The 24,833-nt window shown below is 62.1% G+C and carries 22 protein-coding genes and 1 tRNA gene; 9 read left to right on the plus strand and 14 right to left on the minus strand.

The window, feature by feature from the left end:
* On the plus strand, positions 1-1,416 hold a 1,416-nt coding region (gene acs, locus CD175_RS00005), incomplete at its 5' end, for an acetate--CoA ligase (RefSeq protein ID WP_104447139.1).
* Positions 1,417-1,449: 33 nt separating this feature from the next.
* Here the strand turns inward: acs and CD175_RS00010 are convergent.
* From CD175_RS00010 to CD175_RS00035, 6 genes are all read right to left on the minus strand, one after another.
* Positions 1,450-2,223, minus strand: a complete 774-nt coding sequence (locus tag CD175_RS00010; protein ID WP_104447140.1) for a hypothetical protein — start codon at positions 2,221-2,223, stop codon at positions 1,450-1,452.
* A gap of 16 nt (positions 2,224-2,239) precedes the next feature.
* Positions 2,240-3,109, minus strand: a complete 870-nt coding sequence (locus tag CD175_RS00015) for a DUF2092 domain-containing protein (protein WP_240628874.1) — start codon at positions 3,107-3,109, stop codon at positions 2,240-2,242.
* A 140-nt stretch (positions 3,110-3,249) separates the two neighbouring features.
* Positions 3,250-4,224 (minus strand): acetyltransferase, encoded by a 975-nt coding sequence (locus CD175_RS00020; RefSeq protein WP_104447142.1) that lies wholly within the window; start codon positions 4,222-4,224, stop codon positions 3,250-3,252.
* Positions 4,225-4,236: 12 nt separating this feature from the next.
* Positions 4,237-5,025, minus strand: a complete 789-nt coding sequence (locus CD175_RS00025) for an SDR family oxidoreductase (RefSeq protein WP_104447143.1) — start codon at positions 5,023-5,025, stop codon at positions 4,237-4,239.
* Positions 5,026-5,062: 37 nt separating this feature from the next.
* Positions 5,063-6,232 (minus strand): sulfotransferase family protein, encoded by a 1,170-nt coding sequence (locus tag CD175_RS00030; protein WP_104447144.1) that lies wholly within the window; start codon positions 6,230-6,232, stop codon positions 5,063-5,065.
* Positions 6,229-7,356: a DUF1214 domain-containing protein gene (locus CD175_RS00035; RefSeq protein WP_205886307.1), complete on the minus strand. Its 1,128-nt coding sequence runs from the start codon at positions 7,354-7,356 to the stop codon at positions 6,229-6,231. Before CD175_RS00035 ends, CD175_RS00030 begins: the two co-directional genes overlap by 4 nt.
* Positions 7,357-7,564: 208 nt before the next feature.
* Here CD175_RS00035 and CD175_RS00040 point away from each other — a divergent pair, with 208 nt between their 5' ends.
* From CD175_RS00040 to CD175_RS00055, 4 genes are all read left to right on the plus strand, one after another.
* A complete protein-coding gene (locus tag CD175_RS00040; RefSeq protein WP_007980949.1) occupies positions 7,565-8,035 on the plus strand; it encodes an SRPBCC domain-containing protein in 471 nt (156 codons plus the stop codon).
* A 65-nt stretch (positions 8,036-8,100) separates the two neighbouring features.
* Entirely contained in the window at positions 8,101-9,045 is a 945-nt protein-coding gene (gene cysD, locus CD175_RS00045) for a sulfate adenylyltransferase subunit CysD (RefSeq protein WP_167399487.1), read from the plus strand.
* Positions 9,045-10,937, plus strand: coding sequence for a sulfate adenylyltransferase subunit CysN (gene cysN, locus CD175_RS00050; RefSeq protein ID WP_104447145.1), 1,893 nt, complete (start codon positions 9,045-9,047; stop codon positions 10,935-10,937). Before cysD ends, cysN begins: the two co-directional genes overlap by 1 nt.
* 152 nt (positions 10,938-11,089) lie before the next feature.
* Positions 11,090-12,262: a helix-turn-helix transcriptional regulator gene (locus tag CD175_RS00055; RefSeq protein WP_104447146.1), complete on the plus strand. Its 1,173-nt coding sequence runs from the start codon at positions 11,090-11,092 to the stop codon at positions 12,260-12,262.
* Between the two features lie 673 nt (positions 12,263-12,935).
* Here CD175_RS00055 and CD175_RS00060 read toward each other — a convergent pair.
* From CD175_RS00060 to CD175_RS00090, 7 genes are all read right to left on the minus strand, one after another.
* Positions 12,936-14,411, minus strand: a complete 1,476-nt coding sequence (locus tag CD175_RS00060) for an amidohydrolase family protein (RefSeq protein ID WP_104447147.1) — start codon at positions 14,409-14,411, stop codon at positions 12,936-12,938.
* On the minus strand, positions 14,408-15,607 hold the full coding sequence (locus CD175_RS00065) for an amidohydrolase family protein (RefSeq protein ID WP_104447148.1): 1,200 nt from the start codon (positions 15,605-15,607) through the stop codon (positions 14,408-14,410). Before CD175_RS00065 ends, CD175_RS00060 begins: the two co-directional genes overlap by 4 nt.
* 78 nt (positions 15,608-15,685) lie before the next feature.
* A complete protein-coding gene (locus CD175_RS00070; protein WP_104447149.1) occupies positions 15,686-16,453 on the minus strand; it encodes an ABC transporter ATP-binding protein in 768 nt (255 codons plus the stop codon).
* Between the two features lie 24 nt (positions 16,454-16,477).
* The gene (locus CD175_RS00075; protein WP_104447150.1) at positions 16,478-17,191 is read right to left on the minus strand and encodes an ABC transporter permease; all 714 of its coding nucleotides are present in this window, start codon (positions 17,189-17,191) and stop codon (positions 16,478-16,480) included.
* Positions 17,188-17,877, minus strand: a complete 690-nt coding sequence (locus CD175_RS00080; protein ID WP_104447151.1) for an ABC transporter permease — start codon at positions 17,875-17,877, stop codon at positions 17,188-17,190. The genes CD175_RS00075 and CD175_RS00080 overlap by 4 nt, the downstream gene beginning before the upstream one ends.
* Positions 17,878-17,977: 100 nt before the next feature.
* Positions 17,978-18,748 carry an ABC transporter substrate-binding protein gene (locus CD175_RS00085; protein ID WP_104447152.1) on the minus strand — a complete coding sequence of 257 codons (771 nt, stop codon included), beginning with the start codon at positions 18,746-18,748 and terminating at the stop codon, positions 17,978-17,980.
* Positions 18,749-18,828: 80 nt separating this feature from the next.
* Positions 18,829-20,064 (minus strand): cyanate transporter, encoded by a 1,236-nt coding sequence (locus CD175_RS00090; protein ID WP_240628875.1) that lies wholly within the window; start codon positions 20,062-20,064, stop codon positions 18,829-18,831.
* A 118-nt stretch (positions 20,065-20,182) separates the two neighbouring features.
* On the opposite strand from CD175_RS00090, the gene CD175_RS00095 reads away from it, so the two are divergent.
* From CD175_RS00095 to CD175_RS00115, 4 genes are all read left to right on the plus strand, one after another.
* Positions 20,183-21,052 (plus strand): LysR family transcriptional regulator, encoded by an 870-nt coding sequence (locus tag CD175_RS00095; protein WP_104447153.1) that lies wholly within the window; start codon positions 20,183-20,185, stop codon positions 21,050-21,052.
* 163 nt (positions 21,053-21,215) lie between these two features.
* Positions 21,216-22,283 carry an alpha/beta fold hydrolase gene (locus CD175_RS00100; RefSeq protein WP_104447154.1) on the plus strand — a complete coding sequence of 356 codons (1,068 nt, stop codon included), beginning with the start codon at positions 21,216-21,218 and terminating at the stop codon, positions 22,281-22,283.
* Positions 22,284-22,554: 271 nt separating this feature from the next.
* Positions 22,555-23,208, plus strand: coding sequence for a hydrolase (locus tag CD175_RS00110; RefSeq protein ID WP_104447155.1), 654 nt, complete (start codon positions 22,555-22,557; stop codon positions 23,206-23,208).
* 179 nt (positions 23,209-23,387) lie between these two features.
* Positions 23,388-24,719: an OprD family porin gene (locus CD175_RS00115; RefSeq protein WP_104447156.1), complete on the plus strand. Its 1,332-nt coding sequence runs from the start codon at positions 23,388-23,390 to the stop codon at positions 24,717-24,719.
* A gap of 8 nt (positions 24,720-24,727) precedes the next feature.
* Here the strand turns inward: CD175_RS00115 and CD175_RS00120 are convergent.
* Positions 24,728-24,823 (minus strand) — tRNA-Sec (locus CD175_RS00120).
* Positions 24,824-24,833: the final 10 nt, after the last annotated feature.

Raw genomic sequence — 24,833 nt, forward strand, 5'->3', positions numbered from 1 at the left:
AAAGTGGTGATCACCGCCGACGAAGGCATTCGTGCCGGCAAGAAGATCCCGCTCAAGGCCAACGTCGACGACGCGCTGACCAACCCGGAAACCAGCAGCATCCAGAAAGTCATCGTGTGCAAGCGCACCGGTGGCGAAATCAAGTGGAACCAGCACCGCGACATCTGGTTCGAGGACCTGATGAAAGTGGCCGGCACCGTGTGCGCGCCGAAAGAGATGGGCGCCGAAGAGGCGCTGTTCATCCTCTACACCTCGGGCTCCACCGGCAAGCCGAAGGGCGTGCAGCACACCACCGGCGGCTACCTGCTGTACGCCGCCATGACCCACGAGCGCGTGTTCGACTACCGCCCCGGTGAAGTCTACTGGTGCACCGCCGACGTCGGCTGGGTCACCGGCCACAGCTACATCGTCTACGGCCCGCTGGCCAACGGCGCGACCACCCTGCTGTTCGAAGGCGTGCCGAACTACCCGGACATCACCCGGGTGGCGAAGATCGTCGACAAGCACAAGGTCAACATCCTCTACACCGCGCCGACCGCAATCCGCGCCATGATGGCCTCGGGCACCGCCGCGGTTGAAGGCGCCGATGGCAGCAGCCTGCGCCTGTTGGGTTCGGTGGGTGAGCCAATCAACCCGGAAGCCTGGGACTGGTACTACAAGAATGTCGGCAAGTCCCGTTGCCCGATCGTCGACACCTGGTGGCAGACCGAAACCGGCGGCAACATGATGAGCCCGCTGCCGGGCGCTCACGCCCTCAAGCCGGGCTCGGCGGCGCGTCCGTTCTTCGGCGTGGTGCCGGCCCTGGTGGACAACCTGGGCAACATCATCGAAGGCGAGGCCGAGGGCAACCTGGTGATTCTCGATTCGTGGCCGGGCCAGGCGCGGACGCTGTTTGGCGATCACGACCGCTTCGTCGACACCTACTTCAAGACCTTCCGTGGCATGTACTTCACCGGTGACGGCGCCCGTCGCGATGCCGATGGCTACTACTGGATCACCGGTCGCGTGGACGACGTGCTCAACGTCTCCGGGCACCGCATGGGCACCGCCGAGATCGAAAGCGCGATGGTCGCTCACCCGAAAGTTGCCGAAGCGGCCGTGGTCGGTGTGCCGCACGACATCAAGGGACAGGGTATCTATGTTTACGTCACGTTGATCGGTGGCGAAGAGCCGAGCGAGCAGCTGCGCCTGGAGCTGAAAAACTGGGTGCGTAAGGAGATCGGTCCGATTGCTTCACCGGATGTGATTCAGTGGGCGCCGGGGCTGCCGAAGACTCGTTCGGGCAAGATCATGCGGCGGATTCTGCGCAAGATTGCGGCGGCGGAATACGATGGCTTGGGCGATATCTCCACCCTGGCAGATCCAGGCGTCGTGCTGAACCTGATCAACACGCACCGCAGCATGAGCGTCGCCTGACCGTTCGGGCCCCGTCAATGAGCCACCCGGCACTCAAGGCATCGGCACGACGGTGTAATAAACGCCGTTGGCGCCAAAGGACGGTCGCAACCAGGCGTTGCCGCACTGGTAATACGTGGTATTGGAGAAGCTTATCAAGCCACAGCCTGGAGGCAGTGAGGCGTACGTCGCGCCCATGGGCATTGTCGGTGGTGCGGAGGCCACCATGCCGGCGTTATAGCTGGCGTTCTGGTCGGCGACCGTCGCGGCTGCTTCACCGACGACCACGCCCGCCGCAGCGGCAGCGGCCGGATTGACGCCCTCGCTATAGCCACAGTTGTAGCAGCCACTGCTGGCAATCACCGCGGTTGGCGGATGGTAGTAAGCGGTCCCGTAAGGCACGGCATGGTAGGCGGTTGCACCATAAACGGGGGGGCGGTAAGCCGTCGTGCCATAGCCATCCGCGTGATAGCCGGCGGCGGTGGCGCCATTTTCACCTTGCGCATGCCAGGCACCTTCACCACCCGACGCCGTTCCACCTTCCGCGCCCGTGCCGTGCCAGGAGCCTTCGCCGCCGGACGCCGTGCCGCCGCGATAGCCTGTGCCGCTCCAGCTCCCATCGCCTCCGGAAGCCGAGCCGCCGCGATTGGTTTCGCCACTCCAACTGCCGCCACCGCCCGAAGCCGAGCCGTATTCACCCGAATGACTCCATGAGCCCCCTCCTCCGTAAGTGCGCCCGAAGCCGGAAGCGTGGGACCAGGCCGCTGCCTGGTTGCAGGTGAGCAGCGCGACAAACAGGCCGGCGAATTTCAAGGTAGATCTGTTCATGGGTCAGTCTCCTTGTTCAGGGTTTCGCCACGGGCTCTTTTACCCCCTGCGGGGCACGAAGATCGGGCGGTGGGGCAAACTGAATGCGGTGGGCCGTTTCGATGTGGTCAGGCTTGAAAAAATCGGCAGGCATCGTCGACTGGAGCTTCCAGTCACTGAAATCGACTTGATGCCGGGATCGTGTCGGATCATCAAGAAACACCGCGCGCAACCGGCGCGGCAGCTTGTCCTCCACACCGATCCACGCCTGCACGAACACGCTGTCGCTGGTGTAGGCGATCACATCGGTGGTGGTATCACCGACCACCGTGCTTTGGCCGACGTAAAACGCCACACGCATGTCCCGGGACAAATCCTTGTAGGGATCGGCGACGATCACGTCGGTAAACGGAAAGTAGATCGCGGCACGCTGGTACGCGGCCTCCAGGGTCGCATCAATGGTAGGCGGCGCATCCGCCTGGGCCAGCAAGTCGCCTTTGCGCTCGAAGGCATAGGCTTTTTTGCCATCGTAGTAAAACTCGGTGGCCGGACCGTCGCCGGAAGTCAACACACGAAGGCGATCCGGTCGTTGCACATTGACCAGGTCGACCGTGCCATAGGCCAGCGGAGGCCCTAGCCGGCTGGGTTTTTCGTAGGTCGTGACGGCTTTGAAACTCATGCCCTGAGTGCCCGCGAGCCTGGCACTCATGCCCTTTAGAACCTCTAGCGCCTTGGGTTCCAGTTGCTCCGCAGGCGGATTGGCAGAGGGAGCTTGTGCGGCGTGCAGCGGGATGGCGAAAAGACCCATGGCTAAACCGAAACAGAACAACCGGACAGGCGTTTGGAAGGTAGGCATCGCTTGTTCTCCACGGAAACCTGCGGGTCGATCACGCGTCGTCAGAGTCATTAGAAAAGCTCAGTTACAGGGTGATTGCCATGCATTCGGGAAAATAGTTTGAACAAATCCAATCAGAAACCCGCGCAAAGGCTACAGCGCGTCAATCTGCAGGTGAAATGCGGCATCCATGCCGCACTGTCCCTGCAATCTCAGCAACATCCGGACGAATAACCAGCAAGCAAGCGCTCTGCAAACGCGGGCAGATCCGATTCCGCCAAACGGTTGATGCCGGCTGCACGCTTGCGTCCACCCCCCGTCGGGAACTGACGGCAGAACGCATCCGCCGTCTGTTGGCTGCCGTCAGGTACACGAAGGCTGAACCCCCATTCACCATTGGCCTTGGCACTGAGCAGACCGATGGCCAGGTGCGGAGCCTGTGCCGCCAATTGGTTGGCCAGCACACCGCTGACCCGTCGCGCCCATGGCTGCGGCGGCAAGCGATAGAGCCGCGCGCCGTTGCCCTCACGCCACGGCACCAGGTCAGCGGCAGCCGCCATGTCGGCGGCATGCCCCTCTTTCAGGGTGATGAAACTCGCGCTTTCGCGGATGAAGTCCATTGGATTGCGGTACGGCAACAATTCGCCAGCCAGCGCCAACGGATCGAAATGCAGGTCCTCCAGGCTGTCGCCGTAGGCGTTGTAGTTCAACAACTGACCCAGTTCTTCCAGCGCCACCACCTCATCCGTATTCAACCCGTGTCGTTCGGCCAGCGCACGCGCCGGACCGGCCAGGCCATCACCAAATGCGGCGACCACCGCCCAGCGGTGCTCCCGTCCCGAGAGGTAGTTGTCCACCAGGATGCTGGTACACACATGGGCCGCCGTATCGATAAATGACTCGAATGCCGGGTGTCGCGGCAGGTCACCCGCATAGTGGTGATCGAAATAGCGCACCCGGGCACCGGCGTCGAGTAAACGCCGGGTATCCTCGCGATTCTGCTCGTGGGCCACGTCCAGCACAGTGACCCGCTCGCCATGAGCGGCCGTGATCCGACGCAGCAGTTCGATATCGCGCTTGACCCCGCTGATCAAGCGCACCTCGCGGTCCAGTTCCCCGGCCAGTCGCAATTGCTGCAGTGCACAGAGGCCATCTGCATCGCCGTTAAAGGCGCAGTGATCAATCATCTGTCATGTTCCTCAGCACATCATTTCGCCGCCGTTGGCATCCAGTTGCGCGCCATTGATTGCACTGGCGTAGTCCGATGCAAGGAACAGCGCGGCGCGTGCGCACTCGTCATCGGTGCGCATGCGCCCGCCCGGGATCCCGGCACTGAGTTCGGCACGCACCTGTTCTTCACTGACGCCCCGGGCGGCAGCGGTCTGGCGGACCAGGGCCTGGACCGGCTCGCCCCACATCCAGCCGCACGCCAGGCCGTTGACCCGCAGGCCATGCACCGCCTGCTCGGTCGCCAGGTAGCGCACTGTCGCGGCCAATGCGCTTTTCGAGGCGGCATAGGCGGCACCGCCCTGGTACGGCTTGCGTACCCCCAGGGTATTGATCATGACAATGGCGCCCGCGCCCTGGGTGCGCATGGGCGCCAGCACGGCGCGGCTCATGTTCAACGAGCCCAGCAGATTGACCTCCAGGGCCTCGCGCAATGGGGCGTTGTCGCCCTCCTCCACGGACTGGAAACCACCGTGGGAGAAGGCGCTGTTGATCAGCGCATCGATACGCCCGAATTGTTCCAGCGTGTTTGCGGCGAAGCGCTGACAGGCATCGACATCGGTAATGTCCGTGGGTACACACAACACCTCGCAGGTGTGGGTGAGCGCCAGGATGCGTTGTTGCGCCTCCAGCAGCCGCGCCTTGTCCCGCGCCCCTATGGCAACAGCGCGCGCACCTTCGCGTGCGGCCTCCATGGCCAACTTGATACCCAGCCCGGGGCCGACGCCCGAGACCATCACGACCTTGTCTTTCAACAGCATGGGGAGACTCCTCTTGTTGTTATGAGCTGCACGGGTTTCAGGCTTGAATATGCCGGGTTCGATACTCGGCATAGTCTCGTTGCAAAATCTCTTCGCTGAGGCCGAACTGGCCGGGGCTGTAGTGATGAACCGCGCGCTTTTCACGCCCGTTTGCCTGCAGCCATTGCGCCATGGCGGACCGGGTCTGCGGCGTCAACTGGAGGCCGGCAAACTGATAGATCCTTTCGACGACAGCCTGCGGCTCGGCCACGGTGTCTTCGAAGTGCACATCAAGGAAACGCTCCGGGGGCATACGCTCGCGGACGGCCATCGCATGGCGCAACGCACGTGCCATACGGCGGTTCCACTGTTCTCCTACGGCCTCGGCATCGGCCTTGTCGCTGTAGAGCAACCACAGGGTATGGATAAAGCTGGCCAGCGAAGGAATGGTTCTGGCCGGTTCGCGATGGGTGAGGACGACCTGCGCCTTGGGAAAAACCTCGAACAGCAGCTCCAGGGTATGCAGGTGCTGCGGACTTTTGAGCAGCCAGCGACGGCCAGGCTCGATGCCGCGACGGGCTTGCTGCCATTGCAGGAACTGCAGGGTTCGCTTGAGGTACCGATAGACCTGCGTCTGGTCCTGACCGTCAAGCCAGGCGGTATAGCTCGGCACATTGACGTAGGAATCCATGGCGCACAGGAACGAGTGTTCCATCAGCATGAACTCTTCATCGGGCTGCTCGGCGTCCAGCGGGTGGATGGCCAGCAATTGCGGGAGGAACTCGATCATTCCCGCGACTTCTTCGCGTGCCCGGGCGATGCGTTTGAGTGGCTGCTCCAGTGTTTCACCGGGCAAGGGTGCGGGGTAACGGGTTTCCCACCACTGCGCCTTGCTGAACTGCGGGTCCACCGCCAGTGTGCGCTGCAGCAGCGTAGTGCCGGTGCGCGGCAGGCCGACGATCACCAACGGGTCATCGATGGGTTGCTCAAGGATCTCCGGGTGACGCCGCAAGTGATCCTCCATGACCAGGCGGTTGACCAGTTGCCCCAGCAGTTTTTCCCGCAACAGGCCCCGCCCGGCGGGCGACAGGCACGCTTCGTTGTTCAGGGCGTCGGCCAATACCCGCAGGCCCTGGCGAAAATCGCCGGGACCGAAGTCGTCGAGTCCCCCAGAACGGGCGCGGGCTTCGGCCAGCAAGGCATCCAGGGCGAAATCATCGGCGCTCATCGCACAATCTCCTTCAACGCATCGAGCTTGACCACACGAGTGGTCGGGTGCACGGGATGCTGCGCCCCCACCCAGCGCAAGCACAGGGTGCCGTGGGGATGGCTGGCGGTTTCCAGCCAATTCTCAAGGCCCGGATCAACGCCGCAGAGCACCATGCGCAGGCGGCCATCGGCGTCCAGGCGCGCTGAGTGCTTGTTCAGGCAGATGCGGTGGTAGCGGTAGTCCAGCGACTCCATCCAGTAATTGTTGATCTGCACATTCCAGAAGTCGCAGTCAGGCACCTGATCGACCTCGATCAGCAAGGCCTCGTCCTCGGCCAAGGCCCAGTAGGAGTGGTAATAGAAAATGTTCGGGTCGCCCCCCACTGACTGGCACAGCGCCTGGTCGGCGGCTGGCAGTTGATTGGGATGGGCCTGGTAACCCTGGGCCCAATCGGCAAACAGTCGGGCGGTGTTCTCGACGAAACTGCCCACCCGTTGCAGGCTTTGCTGCAAGCGTGGCGCCGTCAGCGGCTCAGGGGCCTGCCCGGCATTCAGGCGCTCTATTCGCAGTTGGGCCGGTTGCTCACTGCTACGGTCAAGAAACGTCTGGCGCACGATCAGGGCATTGCTCTGCGGCTCCAGCCGCAGCCAGTTGCCTTCAGCCGGCTGACGCTGGCTGAGGATGATTTCGAAGTGGCCCTCGGCATCCAGCGCCAGTGACCCGGCATCGAGGAAACCGGTCTGGGTCATCTTGCCATCCGTCTCATACCCCCCTTTCTGGGAGCCGAAGCTGAGGTAGGCAACGCTGCCGCGGTGACCGCTGACCCGGTACTCATGCTCGCCGTTCAGGCGCGCATAGCGGTACAGGTTATCCGGGTTGTCGGCGCCGATTTTCGCGGTTTCATGGGACGGGGTGATGAAGCCCGGAAAGTCCGGGTCAGCGAACTCCAGGTGCATTTCCAGGGCAATGCGCAGTAACCGGGTGAGATAACGAAAGCCTTCGGCACGGGTCTGCACATCGGCCGGCGCTTCGCGGCGCAGTATCTGCTCGCCGCTGCGGCGCAATTGTTCGCAAAAGTGGCTCCAGCTCTCACCGCTGAGCACCTCCTGATCGATCCTGTCTGTAGCCATGTCTGCAACCATGTCGCTCTCCTCTGCCGGCGGACATCCCGCCGCTGCCAGTGACCTTAGGGAGTTCCCGCTTGCCGGTTCTTCGTCCGAGCGGACTAAGCGCCCGCCTAGTCCGCTCGGACGAGGAGCCGGGCATCCCGAGCGCGGAGGATCGCGCCTGAGCCCATGGCTTACTCCCGTCGCGATGCGTGGCGCGGAGTCACTCTCAGAGGAGTCACCCATGACCGCAGAGAAAAATCTGGTTCGTTCCGTCATCGTGGACATCGCCGCGCCCGCCGAACGGGTCTGGTCGGTACTGATCGACCTGGCGCGTTATCCGCAGTGGAACCCCTATACCGTCAAGGTCGAGTCGAGCCTGGTACTTGGGGAGCCGGTCAACCTGTTCCTGCCCCATCCGGGACAACCGGGTGAATTGCTGCACGTGATCGAATACCTGGCGGACTTCGAGCCCCACCGACTGCTCGCCTGGGAGATGTATGCCACTGCCGACAATCCGGACGCTGCCCGCCGCGAACAGCACATCGAGCGCACCGGTCCGGCCAGTTGCCGTTACCACACCACCGACCAGTTCCTCGGTGCGACCGCCGACCAGGTCATGGCCAATCATGGTCCCTGGGTGCAACAGGGCTTCGACGCCGTAGCCCGCGCCCTCAAGGTGCGTGCCGAGACGTTGTACGCGTCCGTCGCGTGACCTTCAGCCGCTGTCGCGTTCTTCGTCCGAGCAGACGAAGAAGCGCCAGCGGCGCTTTACCTACCTTGGAGGTCCGCCGGAGCCAAACCCGGCAGAAATCGAGGAGGTATCCGATGTTGACTCATCTGCAATGGCTGGAAGCGGAAAGCATCCAGATCATCCGCGAAGTGGTCGCCGAGTGTGAAAACCCGGTGATGCTCTATTCCATCGGCAAGGACAGCGCCGTGATGCTGCACCTGGCGATGAAGGCGTTTGCCCCGGGCAAACCGCCCTTCCCCTTGCTGCACGTGGACACCACCTGGAAGTTTCGCGAAATGATCACGTTCCGCGACCAGACGGCATCGCGCCTGGGGCTGGAACTGCTGGTGCACGTCAATCCCGAGGGCGTGGAAAAGGCCATCGATCCTTTTACCCACGGCTCGGCCCTGCATACCGACGTGTGGAAGACCCAAGGACTGAAGCAGGCCCTGGACCACTATGGATTCGACGCCGCTTTCGGCGGTGCCCGTCGTGATGAAGAGAAGTCGCGGGCCAAGGAACGGATGTTCTCGCTGCGCTCCGAGCAGCATCGCTGGGACCCGAAACAGCAGCGCCCCGAGCTCTGGCGCTTGTACAACACACGCAAACGCAAGGGCGAAAGCCTGCGGGTATTCCCGTTGTCGAACTGGACCGAGCTGGATATCTGGCAATACATCTACCTCGAACAGATCCCCATCGTGCCGCTGTATTTCGCCAAGGAGCGCCCGGTGGTTCAGCGTGACGGCACGCTGATCATGGTCGACGACGAGCGCCTGCCGCTGCGACCGGGAGAAACCCCGCAAATGCGCAAGGTGCGTTTCCGTACGCTTGGCTGTTACCCGCTGACCGGTGCCATCGACAGCGATGCCGACAACCTGCCGGCGATTATCAGCGAAATGCTGGTAAGCCGTACTTCGGAACGCCAGGGTCGACTGATCGACAGCGATTCGGCCGGTTCCATGGAGAAAAAGAAGCAAGAGGGGTATTTCTGATGAGCGCGCTGAACGACACCTTCAATGGCGACCTGACGCCCTATCTGGAACAGCAACAGAACAAGCAACTGCTGCGCTTCATCACCTGTGGCAGCGTCGACGATGGCAAAAGCACCCTGATCGGCCGCCTGCTTTATGAGTCCAAGGTACTGTTCGAGGACCAGCTTGGCCAACTCGAAGCCGACTCGAAAAAACTCGGCACCCAGGGCGACGAACTGGACTTCGCCCTGTTGGTCGACGGTTTGAGCGCCGAGCGTGAGCAAGGCATTACCATCGATGTCGCCTATCGGTTCTTCGCCACCGACAAGCGCAAGTTCATCGTCGCCGACACCCCCGGCCACGAGCAATACACCCGCAACATGGTCACTGGCGCCTCGACCGCCGACCTCGCGGTGATCCTCATCGATGCCCGTCAGGGCATCCTCACCCAAACCCGCCGGCACAGTTACCTGGTGTCCCTGCTGGGCATCCGCAAGGTCGTGGTGGCCATCAACAAACTGGACCTGGTGGACTATTCCCAAGCGGTGTTCGAACGCATCGAATCCGATTATCGTGCGTTCGCCACGCAGATCGGCTTACACGACATCCAGTGCATCCCGCTCTCTGCGCTGCGTGGCGACAACATGCTGGAAGCCAGCCCGAACACACCTTGGTACCAGGGTCCGACCCTGCTCCAGCATCTGGAAAACGTCCCTCTTGAGCAGGCTCGACAGGTCGACGCCGCGTTCCGCCTGCCCGTGCAATGGGTGAATCGGCCGAACCTCGACTTTCGTGGCTACTGCGGCAACGTCGCCGCGGGCAGCGTCAGCGTGGGGGACCGGATCCGGGTGCTTCCGTCAGGTCATCAGAGCGAGATCACCGGGATCCTCGGTAGCGCCGGGGAACAGCAACAGGCCCTGTGCGGCCAGGCTGTCACGCTGACGCTCAAGGATGAAATCGATATCAGCCGCGGCGACATGATTGTCCTGGCCGATGCACCGGCGGCGGTTGCCGACCAGTTCGAGGCGACGCTGGTATGGATGGACGAAGAGCCGATGTTGCCCGGGCGTCCTTACCTGATGAAGATCGGTTGCCGCACCGTCAGCATGAGCTGCGCCAGCCTCAAGCACCGGGTCGATGTGAACAGCCTGGAACACCTGGCGGCCAAAACCCTGGAGCTGAACGGTATCGGTGTGTGCAATTTGCACCTGGACCGGCCGATCGCCTTCGATGCTTATGCCGACAACCGCGATACGGGCGGATTCATCATTATCGACCGCCTGAGCAACCGAACGGTCGGCGCCGGCATGCTGCACTTCGCCTTGCGCCGCGCACAGAACGTGCACTGGCAGGCCGTCGACGTGAACCGCGAGGCCCACGCGACGCTCAAGGGGCAGTCGCCGCGAATCCTGTGGTTCACCGGGTTGTCCGGCGCAGGCAAGTCGACCATCGCCAACCTGGTGGAGCGCAAGCTGCATACCCTCGGCCGGCACACTTACCTGCTCGATGGCGACAATGTCCGCCATGGCCTGAATCGCGACCTGGGCTTCACCGAAGCCGACCGGGTGGAGAATATCCGCCGGGTCTCGGAAGTGGCGAAGCTGATGCTCGATGCCGGTCTGATCACCCTGGTGTCGTTCATCTCGCCGTTCCGTGCCGAGCGCGAGATGGCACGCCGCCTGGCAGGAGACGGTAATTTCCTGGAAATTTTCGTCGATGCGCCACTGGCCCTGGCCGAACAGCGCGACCCCAAGGGCCTGTACCAGAAAGCCCGGCGCGGCGAGTTGAAAAACTTCACCGGGATCGACTCACCTTATGAGCCGCCTGTAGCGCCGGACATCCACATCGATACCCGCAACGAGTCGGCCGAAACGGCCGCCGAACGTATCGTCGAGGCACTGCTGGCACTGTAAAAACCCATGAGCTCAGCGCTATGCCGGCATCAACCGGTGTAGCGCTGCCTATCACATGGCCCCACAACCCGCCTAAGCCAAACGGACGATTTTCCCGCCATGGGCGCGATCAATACTCGAACGACAACAACCAGCAGTAGCGAGGCGCATCCATGACCCTCTCTCTTCCGGTCTGCAAGAACCTGCAGCCCAACACCGAAATCCCGTCTGCAGAACTCAGCCGCTTGCTTGCGCTGGTCTATCAAGGCCCCCTTGAGTCCACACCCTGGTCCGGCCTGCTGGAAACCTTGCGTCAGCGATTCGAAGCCAGCTTCTTCACCCTGGTGCTACGCAACCCCGACCATGAACGGCCGGGGCTGATCGTCAATGCATCGATTCATGGCCCCTTGCTGCCAGGCGAGCCGTTCTACAGCGAACAGTACTACGCAATCTGCCCCTTCATCGACTGGCCTGTCGAGCAGGTGGCCAGTGCCGATCAGGTACTCGGTGCCGATGCCTGGCTGGCCCACGACTTCTACCGCAACTATCTGCAACCCCTGGATCTGCGCCACGTCCTGGTCGCCAACATGCGCACGCCCACGGGTATGCATTGCGCCTTGTTCGCCTGCCGCAACCACGCCAGCCGCGACTTCGACAGCACGGAGATTGCCCTGATTCGCCTGCTCCTGCCCCACCTGCAACAAGCGGTGGATCTGCATTCAGCGGTAGAGCAACTGGACTCCGAACGCCAACTCTATGCCGCAACCATCGACCGGCTGATGGTGGGCACGGCGATCCTCGACGAAGACGGCAGAATGATGCGTTGCAATCGCGCCGCCCAGCGACTGTTCGACAGCCGTGACGGCCTGGAGTGCCGGCACGACAAGCTCTGCGCCTTCACCAGCCAGCAGAACCGCAATGTCCAGCAAGCCATCCAGGCCGTATTGAAACAACGCCAACGCGGTCTCGATGACATCGAAGTGTTGACCCTGACCCGGCCAAGCGGCGAGATGCCACTCAATTTACTGCTGCGCCCCATCCCCGTGAGCTATCAATCGCGCAACGGCGCACGCCGGCCCGCCGTAGCGGTGTTCATCCGCGACCCGGCGGACTCGCCGCAGGCGTCGCGCAACCTGTTGCGCAGCCTGTTCCAGCTGACGCCGACCGAAACCGAAGTGGCCATGCTCGTCATGGACGGGCAAACCCTCGATGAAACAGCCCTGGCCCTTGGGGTTTCGCGCAACACGGTGCGTGCCCATCTGCGCGGGGTGTTCGCCAAGACCGGCGCGACCCGCCAGGCTCAACTGGTCAAGACATTGCTCAACAGTGTGGCGTCGCTCGGATAGTGATCGGGCAAACGCCACGTCTGCGCCTCCTACGGATGTGCGTCCAACCACCAAATCCGAACACCCCACAAAACCTGTGGGAGCTGGCTTGCCAGCGATAGCGTCGCCATGGCCACCACCGAAATCGCCAGCATGCCGGCTCCTACCGATGTGCGTTCGACCACAAAATCCGAACACCCCACACACACTGTAGGAGCTGGCTTGCCAGCGATGGTGTCGCCATGGCCACCACCGAAATCGCCAGCAAGCCGGCTCCTACGGATGTGCGTTCGACCACAAAATCCGAACACCCCACACACACTGTGGGAGCTGGCTTGCCAGCGATGGCGTCGCCATGGCCACCACCGAAATCGCCAGCAAGCCGGCTCCTACCGATGTGCGTTCGACCACCAAATCCGAACACCCCCCACACACACTGTGGGAGCTGGCTTGCCAGCGATGGCGTCGCCACGGCCACCACCGAAATCGCCAGCAAGCCGGCTCCTACGGATATGCGTCCGCCCACAATATCCACCCCCCACACACACTCTGTAGGAGCTGGCTTGCCAGCGATGGCGTCGCCATGGCCACCACCGAAATCGCCAGCAAGCCGGCTCCTACGGATATGCGTCCGCCCACCAAATCCGAACACCCCACAGGTAAAGCAATGCCATGGCTGTAATAATTGTCAGCGTCAGCCCTTGCCTGCCGGGTGATACCGGGCCGCCCGCCAGAGGTTTTTCGATTCTTCCGTCAGATGGCGCAGGCCGCTACGGTCCAGCATGCGTTCCGACTCCTCTTGCACCGCGGCCAGCACAGCCGCCTCGTCGACGGCGCGCACGACGTAGTCTTCCATCAGGATCCGGCCATCGACGATGGTGGTGCACACGTCCGCGCCGTTGGCGAAACTGGTGACACGGTGGACCGGCATGTTCATCGGCATCAGGTGCGGCTTGAGCAGGTCGATCAGAATGATGTCGGCTTTCTTACCGACTTCCAGGGAGCCGATCTCATGCTCCATCGACAGTGCCTTGGCGGCGTCGATAGTGACCATTTCCAGCACTTTGCCCTGGGGCAGGATGTCCGGATCGCGGAAATGCCGACGGTGGTAATGCATGCACTGGAACATGTGGCGGAACATGTCGTAACCGCGGTCCGGGGCGGCGCCGTCTGATCCGAGGGCGACGGTGACATTGGCCTCGATCAGTTCCGGTACCGGGCAGCGCCCCAGGATCGACATGATCGCGCTCGGGTTGTGCACGATTTTGGTCTGGGTCTCGCGGCACAGGGCGATGTCTTCCTCGGTCAGGTCAATGCAGTGCGACATGAAGGAAGTCGGGCCGAGCAGGCCCAGTTCGCGGTGGGCCAGCGCCAGCGTACCGGCGCGGTGGCCGTCCTGGGTGAACGTCAGGCCATAGCGCCGGGCCAGGGCCAGGTAATCCTGTGCTTGCTGGCGGAACAGCGGTGCCAGCTGCCGGTGGTCGGGCTCGTATTGTGGCGCGTACACCGGCAACGTGATGGCGATGCGCACCCGGCCGTCACCCAGACCGTCGCAGCTCCGGGCGATTTCTTCGCAGGTCTCGAACATTGTCTCGAAACTGACGTCGCGCCGAGTGGGCGGTTCAGTCGACCAGTCCAGGTAGGTGCGCGGCGCCGGCGGCCGTGACGGCCCGACGGCCACCACCGAGCGGGTGCCGATTTCGGCGATGGCCCGGGCGTGGCGTTGCGCGTAAACCGGGTCGTCGACCCGCATGATCGAGTCGCCTCCGCCCAGGAGCGACACGCCAGTGGTGGTGCCGCATTTGAGCCGTTCCAGCGCCGACAACCGGGCATCGGCCTCCCAGAACCCGATGCCGGAGGCCGAGGTGTAGATGGTCTCGCATGCGTCCATCCAGGCATCGCCCTCCGCGCCGCCGATGGTTTTCAGCATGGCGTGGCCGGCATGGGCGTGGCTGTCGATCAAGCCAGGGAGTACCGCCTTGTTGCGTGCATCGATGACTTTTTCAGCCGTGTAGCGAGCCCGCAGTTCATCCGTGCTCCCCACCGCGACGATGCGGTTGCCGAGCACGGCCACGGCGCCGTCGTTGATGACGCGCCGTTGCTCGTCCACGGTGATGACCACGCCGCGCTCGATCAGCAGGTCTACTTTGTCGAGAGTATGTTGAGTCACAGGCGGCTCCGCAGCAGGCTTCCATTTTTCGCCACGACCGTGCCGCGGCTGATCACCGTCCGCGCCAGCGGACGCGCCACGACGGCTTCACTCAGTGTCTGCGCAGGCAGCAACAGCAAGTTGGCTGTTTGCCCCGTCGCCAATCCGTAATCACTCCGCCCAAGTGCCCGGGCGCCATTGCCGGCAGCGGCTTCGAACGCCGTGCAGATTTCAGGGTCGGTTCTCATGCCACAGCGCAAGGCGAGCAGCATCGCGCGCTCAAGCATGTCGCCATTGCCCATCGGGGTCCATGCGTCCCGAATGCCATCCGAACCGAGGCACACGTTCACCCCCGCCGAGAGCAGTTCGGTAAAGGGCGGTATGGCGATATCGGAGGGCGCCGTGGTCATGAGCGAAATTCGGTTGGCCGCCAGGCGTTCGGCCAACGGCAGCACCTGGGCCCAGTTTTTCATGCCCAGGCAAAAAGCATGGCTGATCATGACTCGCCCCTGACGCTGATAGCGCTCGGTGAAATCAATGATCCGGGCAATCTGCCAGAGCCCCAGCTCACCACCGTCATGCAGGTGGATATCGATACCGCGATCAAACCTGTCCGCGAGTTCGAACAGGATCGAGAGGTGCGCGATGGGATCGTTGTCTATGCCGCAGGGGTCCAACCCCCCTACTACCTCGACGCCCAGTTCCAGGGCTTCGCGCATCAAGGCCTCGACCCCGGGGCGGTTGACCAGGCCTACCTGAGGGAAGGTGACGAACTCGATATCGACCAGGTCGGCGTAGCGCTCGCGCAGCGCCAGCATGGCTTGCACATGCTCGATGCCCAGTTCGGGATCGGCGTCCACATGGCAGCGCAACAGCAGCGAGCCGCGAGCGATGCATTGCTCCAGCAGGGCCCCCGCCCGCTCTGCAATGGGTGATTTGAGCTCGCGCAGGATCTGCCGCTCATTGGCGATGCGCGCTTTGAGCGTCGGACCTGCGCTATGCGGCCGCCATGGCTGCCCCCACAGCGTCTTGTCCAGATGGATGTGGCTTTCCACCAGCGACGGAACGAGTAACTGGCCTTGCCCGTCAAGGTCAGGCTCGGCGACTGGATTGCCACTGGCTGGCTGACGGTCGCCGATACGACCCTCAACAATCTGTATGTCTTCAATTTCGCCGCCATAGGGGCGGACATTACGCAACCAGAACGATTGGATCATTGGAACCTCATCACTTTCGAACAAGCCCCTGTCGCCGGATAGCCAACAGGGGCACTGTTTACCGAGTCACTACAAGCGCTACTTCAAGTTGCCGGCAAGGAACTGCTTGAGGCGCTCACTTTTGGTGTGCTTGAACAGCTGCTCCGGGTTGCCTTCTTCCTCGATTTTGCCCTGATGCAGGAAGATCACGTGGTTGGACACCTCGCGGGCAAAGGCCATTTCATGGGTCACCACCACCATGGTCCGGCCCTCTTCGGCCAGGGCCTGCATCACCTTGAGCACCTCGCCGACCAGCTCGGGGTCGAGCGCCGAGGTCGGTTCGTCGAACAGCATCACCTCCGGCTCCATCACCAGGGCACGGGCGATTGCCACACGCTGCTGCTGGCCGCCGGAGAGGTGCGACGGATACTTTGCCTCCATGCTGGCCGGCAGGCCGACCTTGGCCAGGTACTTGCGGGCGCGGGCCAGCGCCTCATCGCGGCCGAGGCCCAGCGCATGCATCGGCGCCTCGATGACGTTTTCCAGCACGGACATGTGCGCCCACAGGTTGAAGTGCTGAAACACCATGGCCAGCTTGGTGCGCATGCTTTGCAGCTGCTTCTGGTTGGCCACGCGCAGCCCGCCGTACTTGTCCTTCTCGGTGCGGATTTCCTCGGCGTTCACCGTGATTCGCCCGGCGCACGGTTGCTCGAGGAAGTTGATGCAACGCAGGAAGGTACTCTTGCCGGAACCCGAGGAGCCGATGATGCTGATCACATCGCCTGCCTTGGCCTTGATCGACACGCCCTTGAGCACTTCGTGGTTGCCATAGTTCTTGTACAGATCGTCTACGGTCAGTTTGTACATGTTTTTGCCCTGCGTATGCGGCCTTCAGGCGGCCTGGGGTTTCAGGAAGGCCAGCCAGCGGGTTTCACCGCGACGAAATAGCCAGACAAGCGACAGCGCAATCACCGCGTACAACAGTGCAGCGATGAAGAAAGCCTCGAACGACGCGTAGGTCGCCGAGTTGACGTCGCGGGCGACCTTCAGCAGGTCGGGCACCGTGGCCGTAAAGGCCACCGAGGTCGAATGCAGCATCATGATCACCTCGTTGCTGTAGTACGGCAGTGCGCGACGCAGCGCCGAGGGCAGGATGATGCGGCGGTACAGGGTGAACCTGGACATGCCGAAGGCGCGGGCCGCCTCGACCTCGCCGTAGGGCACCGACCTGATCGCGCCCGCGAAGACTTCCGTGGTGTAGGCGCAGGTATTGAGCGCGAACGCCAGCACCGTGCAGTTGAAGCCTTCGCGAAAGAACATGGCGAGGAACTCGTGCTCGCGCACCACGCTCAGGCTGTAGACACCGGTGTAGATGATCAACAGTTGTATATAGAGCGGCGTGCCGCGAAACACATAGGTGTAAAACCAGACCGGAAGCCGCACGAACCGGTTGCTTGACACCCGGGCCACGGCCAGCGGCACCGACAGCACGAATCCGATCGCGATCGACAGCACCAGCAGCCACAAGGTGATTGCCAGACCGGAAAAGTTGGCGCCGTCCGACCACAAATACGCTTGCCAGTATTCCTGGATGATATCGATCACAGTTGAGCCTCCCGAACGCCGACCGAGTAGTGATGCTTAAGCCACATCAAGACGCCGTTCGAGACCGTGGTAATGACCAGGTAAATCAGTGCACCGATCACGGTGAAATAGAACAGCTGCATGGAGCTCTTCCCGGCGTCCTGGGTGGCCCTGACGATATCGGACAGACCAATGATGGACACCAGCGCGGTCGCCTTGATCATCACCTGCCAGTTGTTGGCAATGCCGGGCAAGGCAAAACGCATCATTTGCGGGAACAGAATCCGGTAGAACGCCTGCCATGGGCTCAGGCCATAGGCCATGGCTGCCTCTGTCTGGCCGCGCGGAACCGCCTGGAAAGCACCGCGAAAGGTTTCGGTAAAGTAGGCGCCGTAGATAAACCCCAGCGTCGCAACACCGGCAAGAAAAGGATCGATATCGATCTGATCCATTCCCAGCCCTTCGGTGACCTGATTGAGGACGATCTGAATGCTGTAGAACAGCAACAGCATGGTCACCAGATCCGGAACACTGCGTATCAGCGTGGTATAGAGGGTGGCGACATTGCGCAGCCACCGATTGCCGGACAACTTGGAACTGGCGCCTGCCAGACCAATCAGTACTGCGGTCAGCAGCGATAATATGGCCAGCTTCAATGTCATCCAGGTGCCACTCGCAATCAGCGGCCCATAGTCTGCCAAGGACATTGCATTCTCCTTGAGTTCGATAGTCCAGCCGATGCTGCCTATCTTGTTCAGTTGTATTGTTCTTGTTTTTGAATGCTGACTGCCCGCAACTTGCAATCAATCAGTTGTACACATCAAAGGAGAAGTATTTGTCGGAGATCGTCTGGTAAGTGCCGTCCTTGATGATCTCGGCCAGCGCCCCGTTGATCTGTTCGCGAAGTTCATTGTCTTCCTTGCGCAAACCAATGCCCGCACCCACGCCGAGGGTTTTCGGGTCGCGCAATTCCGGGCCGGCAAAGGCGAAATCACGTCCGTTCGCGGTTTTCAGAAAGCCCAGGTCGGCCTGGACCGACGACTGCAGCGCTGCATCCAGGCGGCCGGCCATCAGATCCTGATAAACCATGTCCTGGTTCTGGTAGGTCATGACAGTGACGCCCTTGGGCGCCCAATAAGCCCGGGCATAGGTTTCCGACGTCGAGCCCTGCTCGATCCCTACCCGCTTGCCTTGAAGGGATTCGGGCGTTGGCAGGAGATCCGAGCCTTTTTTCGCAAGGAGACGCGGCAGGACATTACTGATCTTGTCGGAGAAGGCGATTTGCGCCTGGCGTTTCTCGGTCACGCTCATGGAAGAAAGGATGCCGTCGAACTTCTTGGCTTTCAGCGCCGGGATGATGCCGTCGAAAGAGTTCTCGACCCATACGCATTTGACCTTGAGCTTTTCGCAGATCGCATTGCCAAGATCGATATCGAAACCCACAAGCGAGCCGTCGGGCGCCTTCGACTCGAACGGGGCGTAAGTGGGGTCAACGCCGAAGCGAATGACTTGCAAGTCTTTCGCATGGACGCCGCTGGCGGCCAGGGCGAGAACAACCGAAACTGCTAACTTCTTCATATCAATCTCCGTAGGCACAGTGGTACTGGGGTTTAAAAGTGGCCAGTTCTGTTTAGGTTTTTTGTTTTGTTTAACCTCGGTCACAACGCTTGCATGCTCTTTCGGTAACTCGCCGGGGAGAACCTGAACGTCAGCACCGCCATCGCTGCGAGCACCCCGATGTGCAGCCACCATCCGGTGGTGAAACTGGCACCGGAGTCGCGCAGCCAGCCGATCAACCAGGGAGCAGTCGATGCGAGCACAAACCCGATGCCTTGTACGAACGCCGCCAAGGTCCCGGCCGCCTGTGCGCCGGGCAAGTGGTCGAGGCTGACAATCAGGCTGAGCGAAAAGAACCCGCCAAGGCCGAAGCCAGCCAGTGCGACCCACAACCACGGCGCTGCGTTCGGGGCCAGCGCGAAGCCAGCGAAACCCACGGCCTGCAGCACAATCGTCAGCCACAAGGCCGCGCGCCGATCAATGCTGCGGCGGGCGAGCATCGGCATCGCGAACGCCGCCGTCGCCTGGAACATCGCCAGCCACGCGAGCAAGTTGCCCGAGGCCTGCAGGCTCATGTTCTGCTGCTGGTAGAAGGACGGCAGCCAGGCCACCAGGCTTGAGTAACCGCTGTTGGTGAGTCCGAAGTAGGCGGCCAACTGCCACGCGCGGCGATTCTTGAAGAAGCTGAAGGTTTTGACCGGTGCAGGTCCGCCAGAGGCTATCGGCGCACTGCGTGGCGCACACACCAGCCACAGCAAGAACACGGCAAGCGCCGGCAGCGCCCAAATGGAGAGCCCTAGCCTCCAGCCGCCATACGGATTCAGCCATGTGCTTGCCAGCGAGCCCAGCGCCCCGCCGCCGACCAATGCCGCCGAGTAGAGCCCCATCACCATCGCTATCCGTTCAGGAAACCAGCGTTTGGCGACACCCGGTATCAAGGCCTGGATCACCGCCACGCCGGTGCCGGCTATACCGGCGCCGATGATCAACTGCGCCCCGTCCTTGACCACGGCGCGCGATGCGCAACCGAGCATCAACAGCAGCAATGCGCCAGCCAGCGCCCGCTTCTCGCCAAAGCGCCGTGCGACACCGATGCCAATGAAGGCAATCAGGCCCATCAGCACGAAGGGCAAGGTGGTCAGCATCGCGGCGGCGCGAAAATCGAGGCCGATGTCGGCGCGCACCAGGTCGAGCACCGGCCCTACCGAAGTCAGAAATGGCCGCAGGTTCAAGCCCAGCAACACCAGCAGCACCAGTGCGACCAGGGACACCTCACCAGCGCGCGGCACGTGCGTAGCGATGCAAGCCGATCCACGGTCTGTCACGTCAGTGGTCATCACATTTACCCTGGTCTTTCTGGTCAAAAAGTCCGCATCAGCGGCTGTTCTTAAAGATTAAGAGCAGGTGCTATTATTCGGAAATGAAATGTTCGAATGACAATTAGTGGGAAATCAAATGACTTCAACGCTGATCGATCCGGTGCTGCTCAAGAGTTTCGTTGCCGTGGTAGAGAGCGGCAGCTTCACCCGTGCCGGTGAGCGCGTGCACCTGAGCCAGTCGACCATCAGCCAACAGTTGAAGCGGCTCGAGGAACAACTCGGCTGCGAGTTGCTCAACCGCAACGGGCGCTACGTCGGCACCACCGAGGATGGCGAACGCCTGCTCGGCTATGCGCGACGGCTCCTGGGGCTGATGGAAGAGGTCGTGGAAGAGTTTCGCAAAGGCCACGCACAGGGCGAGTTGCACATCGGCGTGCCGGAAGACTTCGCCTCGGACCTGCTGACCCCGACACTGGGCGCCTTCGCACGCGCGCACCCGTCGATAAGGCTTGAGATCAGCAGTGGGCTGAGCAACACGCTATGGCAACAGTTTTGTGCAGGCGACTACGACCTGGTGCTGGTCAAACAGCGCCCGGGACAGGTGGTGGGGCACGCCGCCTGGCCCGAACCGCTCGCCTGGTTCGACAGCCTCGGCGAACCCACATTCGAGCGCGACCCGCTGCCACTGGTGGTGTTTCCGGTCGGCGGTTTGTATCGCGATGAGATGATCCACGCGCTCGAGAGCGCCGGCCGACGCTGGAGCATCGGCTACAGCAGCGCAAGCCTGGCGAGCGTCCGCTCGGCAGTCGCCGATGGTCTTGGTGTCAGCGTGCTCCCGGCGCGCCTTGCACTGCCCGGCCACCGACAGTTGGGCGCGGCCGAGTCCTTTCCCGAACTGGCGCCACTGGAGATCGCGCTACACCTGCGCCCCGACGCACCACGCCGGGTGATCGACCTGGCCGAACAACTGACAAGGCTGTGTGCACAGGTCACGGGCCACGCATGACGCCGCTGTGTATCACACTGTGTCAACGCGACGTCCCGATACACAGACTTTCATCCGGTCGGTGATTGGACACAGGCCGGATACGTTGCCGCGTTTCAATGCAAGCAAGGTTTGCAGGGGTTCAGACCGAACCCCTGGCCATGGCTGGTAATGGAGACATCCCATGAAGATGGCACTGCGCAACAGCAACACCGGCAAGACTCGCCGCCACCTGGTCGGCCCATCGATCCTCGCACTCAGCCTGTTCGGTGTGCTCGGCGCAGCCCATGCGCAAACGGCCGCCAGCGTGCAGCCGGCTGCGCCCCCTGCCCAAGCCACTCAGGCGGCACCCTCGCCGTTCGGCCCGCTTAAGCATGTCAACGCCGGGCTGCTGGACGTGGCGTATGCCGAAACCGGCCCGGCCAACGGACCGGTGGTGATCCTGCTGCACGGCTGGCCGTACGACATTCACAGCTATGACGACGTCGCGCCGCTGCTCGCCGCCAAGGGCTATCGGGTGCTGATGCCCTATGCGCGCGGCTATGGCGATACGCATTTCCTCTCCGACAAGACCCTGCGCAATGGCCAGCCGGCTGCGCTGGCCAGCGATGTCATCGACTTCATGGATGCGCTGAAGATCAAGCAAGCGGTGCTCGGTGGTTATGACTGGGGTGCGCGTTCGGCCGACATTGTCTCGGCGCTGTGGCCGGAGCGGGTCAAGGCGCTGGTCTCGGTCAGCGGTTATCTGATCGGCAACCAGGCGGCCGGCAAGAACCCGCTGCCCCCCAAGGCGGAACTGCAATGGTGGTATCAGTTCTACTTCGCCACCGACCGCGGTCGCGCCGGTTACGCGAAAAACACCCACGACTTCGCCAAGCTGATCTGGCAACTGGCTTCGCCGAAATGGGCGTTCGATGACGCTACCTTCGACCGCAGCGCCAAGGCACTGGACAACCCGGACCATGTCGACATCACCGTGTTCAACTACCGCTGGCGCCTTGGCCTGGTCCAGGGTGAAAGCCGCTACGAAGCGCTGGAGCAGAAGCTGGCCACGGCGCCGTCCATCCGCGTGCCGACCATTACCCTTGAAGGCGATGCCAACGGCGCACCGCACCCGGCCCCCGAAGACTATGCCAAGCGCTTCACCGGCAAATACGAATTCCGGCTGATCAACGGCGGCATCGGCCACAACCTGCCGCAGGAAGACCCGCAGGCGTTCGCCAAGGCGGTGATCGATGCGGATCACCTTTGAGGTCGATCTGACATCCGCACACCAGTGCCGCGAACATGGAGAACGTGGCACACAAAAACCCTGTGGGAGCGAGCTTGCTCGCGATGGTCTCGAGAGCGCCGCGTTTACCCGGAAAACAAGCGTTATCGTTAACGACCATCGCGAGCAAGCTCGCTCCTACAGGTTTTGCGCCGTCTGATATCAATGAGTCAAAGACAGCACACCGATTCAATATTCCCGATCCGAACTGCGCAACCATGACGTCCTCACTCCCCCCCGAAAGGACAGTGTCATGGCCATTGCAAAGGCAGTACCCGGCAAAACCCTGCTGACCCCGACCGACCACACCCTGATCATGATCGACCACCAGTCGCAGATGTCCTTCGCGACCAAGTCGATCGACGCCGTCACCCTGCGCAACAACGCCGCACTGGTGGCCAAGGCGGCGCGTGGCTTCAAGGTCTCGACGATTCTCACCACTGTCGCCGAGAAGAGCTTTTCCGGGCCGATCTTCGACGAAATCAAGGCGGTGTTCCCGGAACACAACGTGATCGACCGCACCAGCATGAACACCTGGGAAGACGCGCGCATTGCTGTGGAAGTCAACGCCATCGGCAAGCAGAAGATCGTGCTCGCCGGCCTCTGGACGTCCGTGTGCATCGTTGGTCCGGCGTTGTCGGCGATCGATCAGGGTTTCGAGGTGTATGTGATTGCCGATGCCTGCGGCGACGTCAGCACCGAGGCCCACGAAATGGCCATGCAGCGCATGATCCAGATCGGCGCAAGGCCGATGACCTCGCTGCAATACCTGCTTGAACTGCAACGTGACTGGGCCCGCAGCGAGACGTACGACGAAACGGTGAGAACCTCGATTGCCAATGGCGGCGCCTACGGTCTGGGGCTGATCTATGCCAAGACCATGTTTGGTGCCTCGGAAGGCCACTAAGGCTCTCGGAAATACTTTCGACTACGGGCGGCCTCCTGTAGGAGCGAGCTTGCTCGCGAGGGTCGTTAACGAGAACGCGTGTTTACTGGCTAAACGCGGCGCGCTTGAGACCATCGCGAGCAAGCTCGCTCCTACAGTGAGTCATCACCTGTAGGGACTGTGCCTGTGGTGAACGATTGATGAAGTGTGACTCGCAAGAACTCAGGGCCGGATTACGGTTCTGCCTATTGGTGCTGCTCGCCAGCACGGCCAGAACCGCGGTAGCGGATGAACCGGCTCAGGGCTTTCTGGACGGCGCGTCGCTTGGCGTGCTCAATCGAAACTTTTATCTGAACAGCGACTATCGATCCCCCTCGTCGACCGGCAAGAGCTACAAGGCAGAATGGGCTCAAGGCTTCATCAGTACGTTTCAATCCGGTTTCACGCCGGGCACGGTCGGCTTCGGCCTCGATGCCCATGCATTTCTGGGTCTGAAACTCGATGGCGGCAAAGGGCATTCCGGGACGGGTTTGCTGCCGGTGGACAGTGACGGTCGCAGCGAAAGCGATTATTCCAGTGGTGGCGGCGCGATCAAGTTCAAGGCATCGAACACCACCCTGGCGTTTGGCGAAATGATGGTCGAATCCCCGGTGTTCGACACCGCGGACAAACGCCTGCAACCGGAGTACGCCACCGGTTTTCTGCTCACCAGCCGCGAAATCGACGGCATGAACCTGCAAGCCGGACACTTCACGGCATTCAAGAATCAGGACAGTGCTTCCGGCAAGGGCAATTTTTTCGGCTATGGCGCCAACACCGAGGCCGGCGGCATTTCGTTTGCCGGTGCCGACCTGTTTACCCAAAGTCCGGTTGGCGGTGCCCTGTACGCCTCGGAGCTGACCGACACCTGGTATCAGTACTACGGCAATCTGCACTTCAAGCAGTCCGAGGTGTTCCTCGACGCGAACCTCTATCACACGAAGGACACCGGCCAGGCGCTGGCCGGCGCCATCGACAACACCGCATACAGCCTGTCCGGCCAATACACGCTGGGCGCCCATGGGTTCACCCTGGCGTATCAAAAGGTCGACGGTGATACGCCGTTCGATTTTGTCGGGGGCGACTCCATCTACCTGGCCAACTCGATCAAGTACGCCGACTTCAATGGCGCCCGCGAACGCTCCTGGCAGGTTCGCTACGACCTGGACCTGGCCACCTTCGGCATACCCGGCCTGAAGTTCATGACCCGCTACGTCACCGGCGACCGGATCGACGGCACTCATGCGCCACAAGGCGGGGCCTACAACCCGTTCGACCCGGCGTCCGGCACCTTCGTGCCGCAACAAGGGGATGGGGGCAAACACTGGGAGCGCGACATCGATCTGCACTATGTCGTGCAGGCCGGGGCGGCCAAAGGTCTGTCGTTGCAATTGTCCCATGTGTCGCACCGGGCCAACGCCGCCCAAGCCGGCGACAACATCGACCGGGTTTACGTGGTCATCCAGTACCCGTTGGACTTCGGGCCGTTCTGAAGGGAAAGTGGCGGAAGGCAGCCGGAGTCGAACCTGCCCGGGAACGGATGCCGTCCCCAACCGGGTTTGAAGCCCGGCCGCGCCACCGGGCGCGATTGCCTTCCTTAATTCCTG

The organism is Pseudomonas laurylsulfatiphila (assembly GCF_002934665.1).
In the GTDB taxonomy this organism is placed as follows: Bacteria; Pseudomonadota; Gammaproteobacteria; order Pseudomonadales; family Pseudomonadaceae; genus Aquipseudomonas; species Aquipseudomonas laurylsulfatiphila.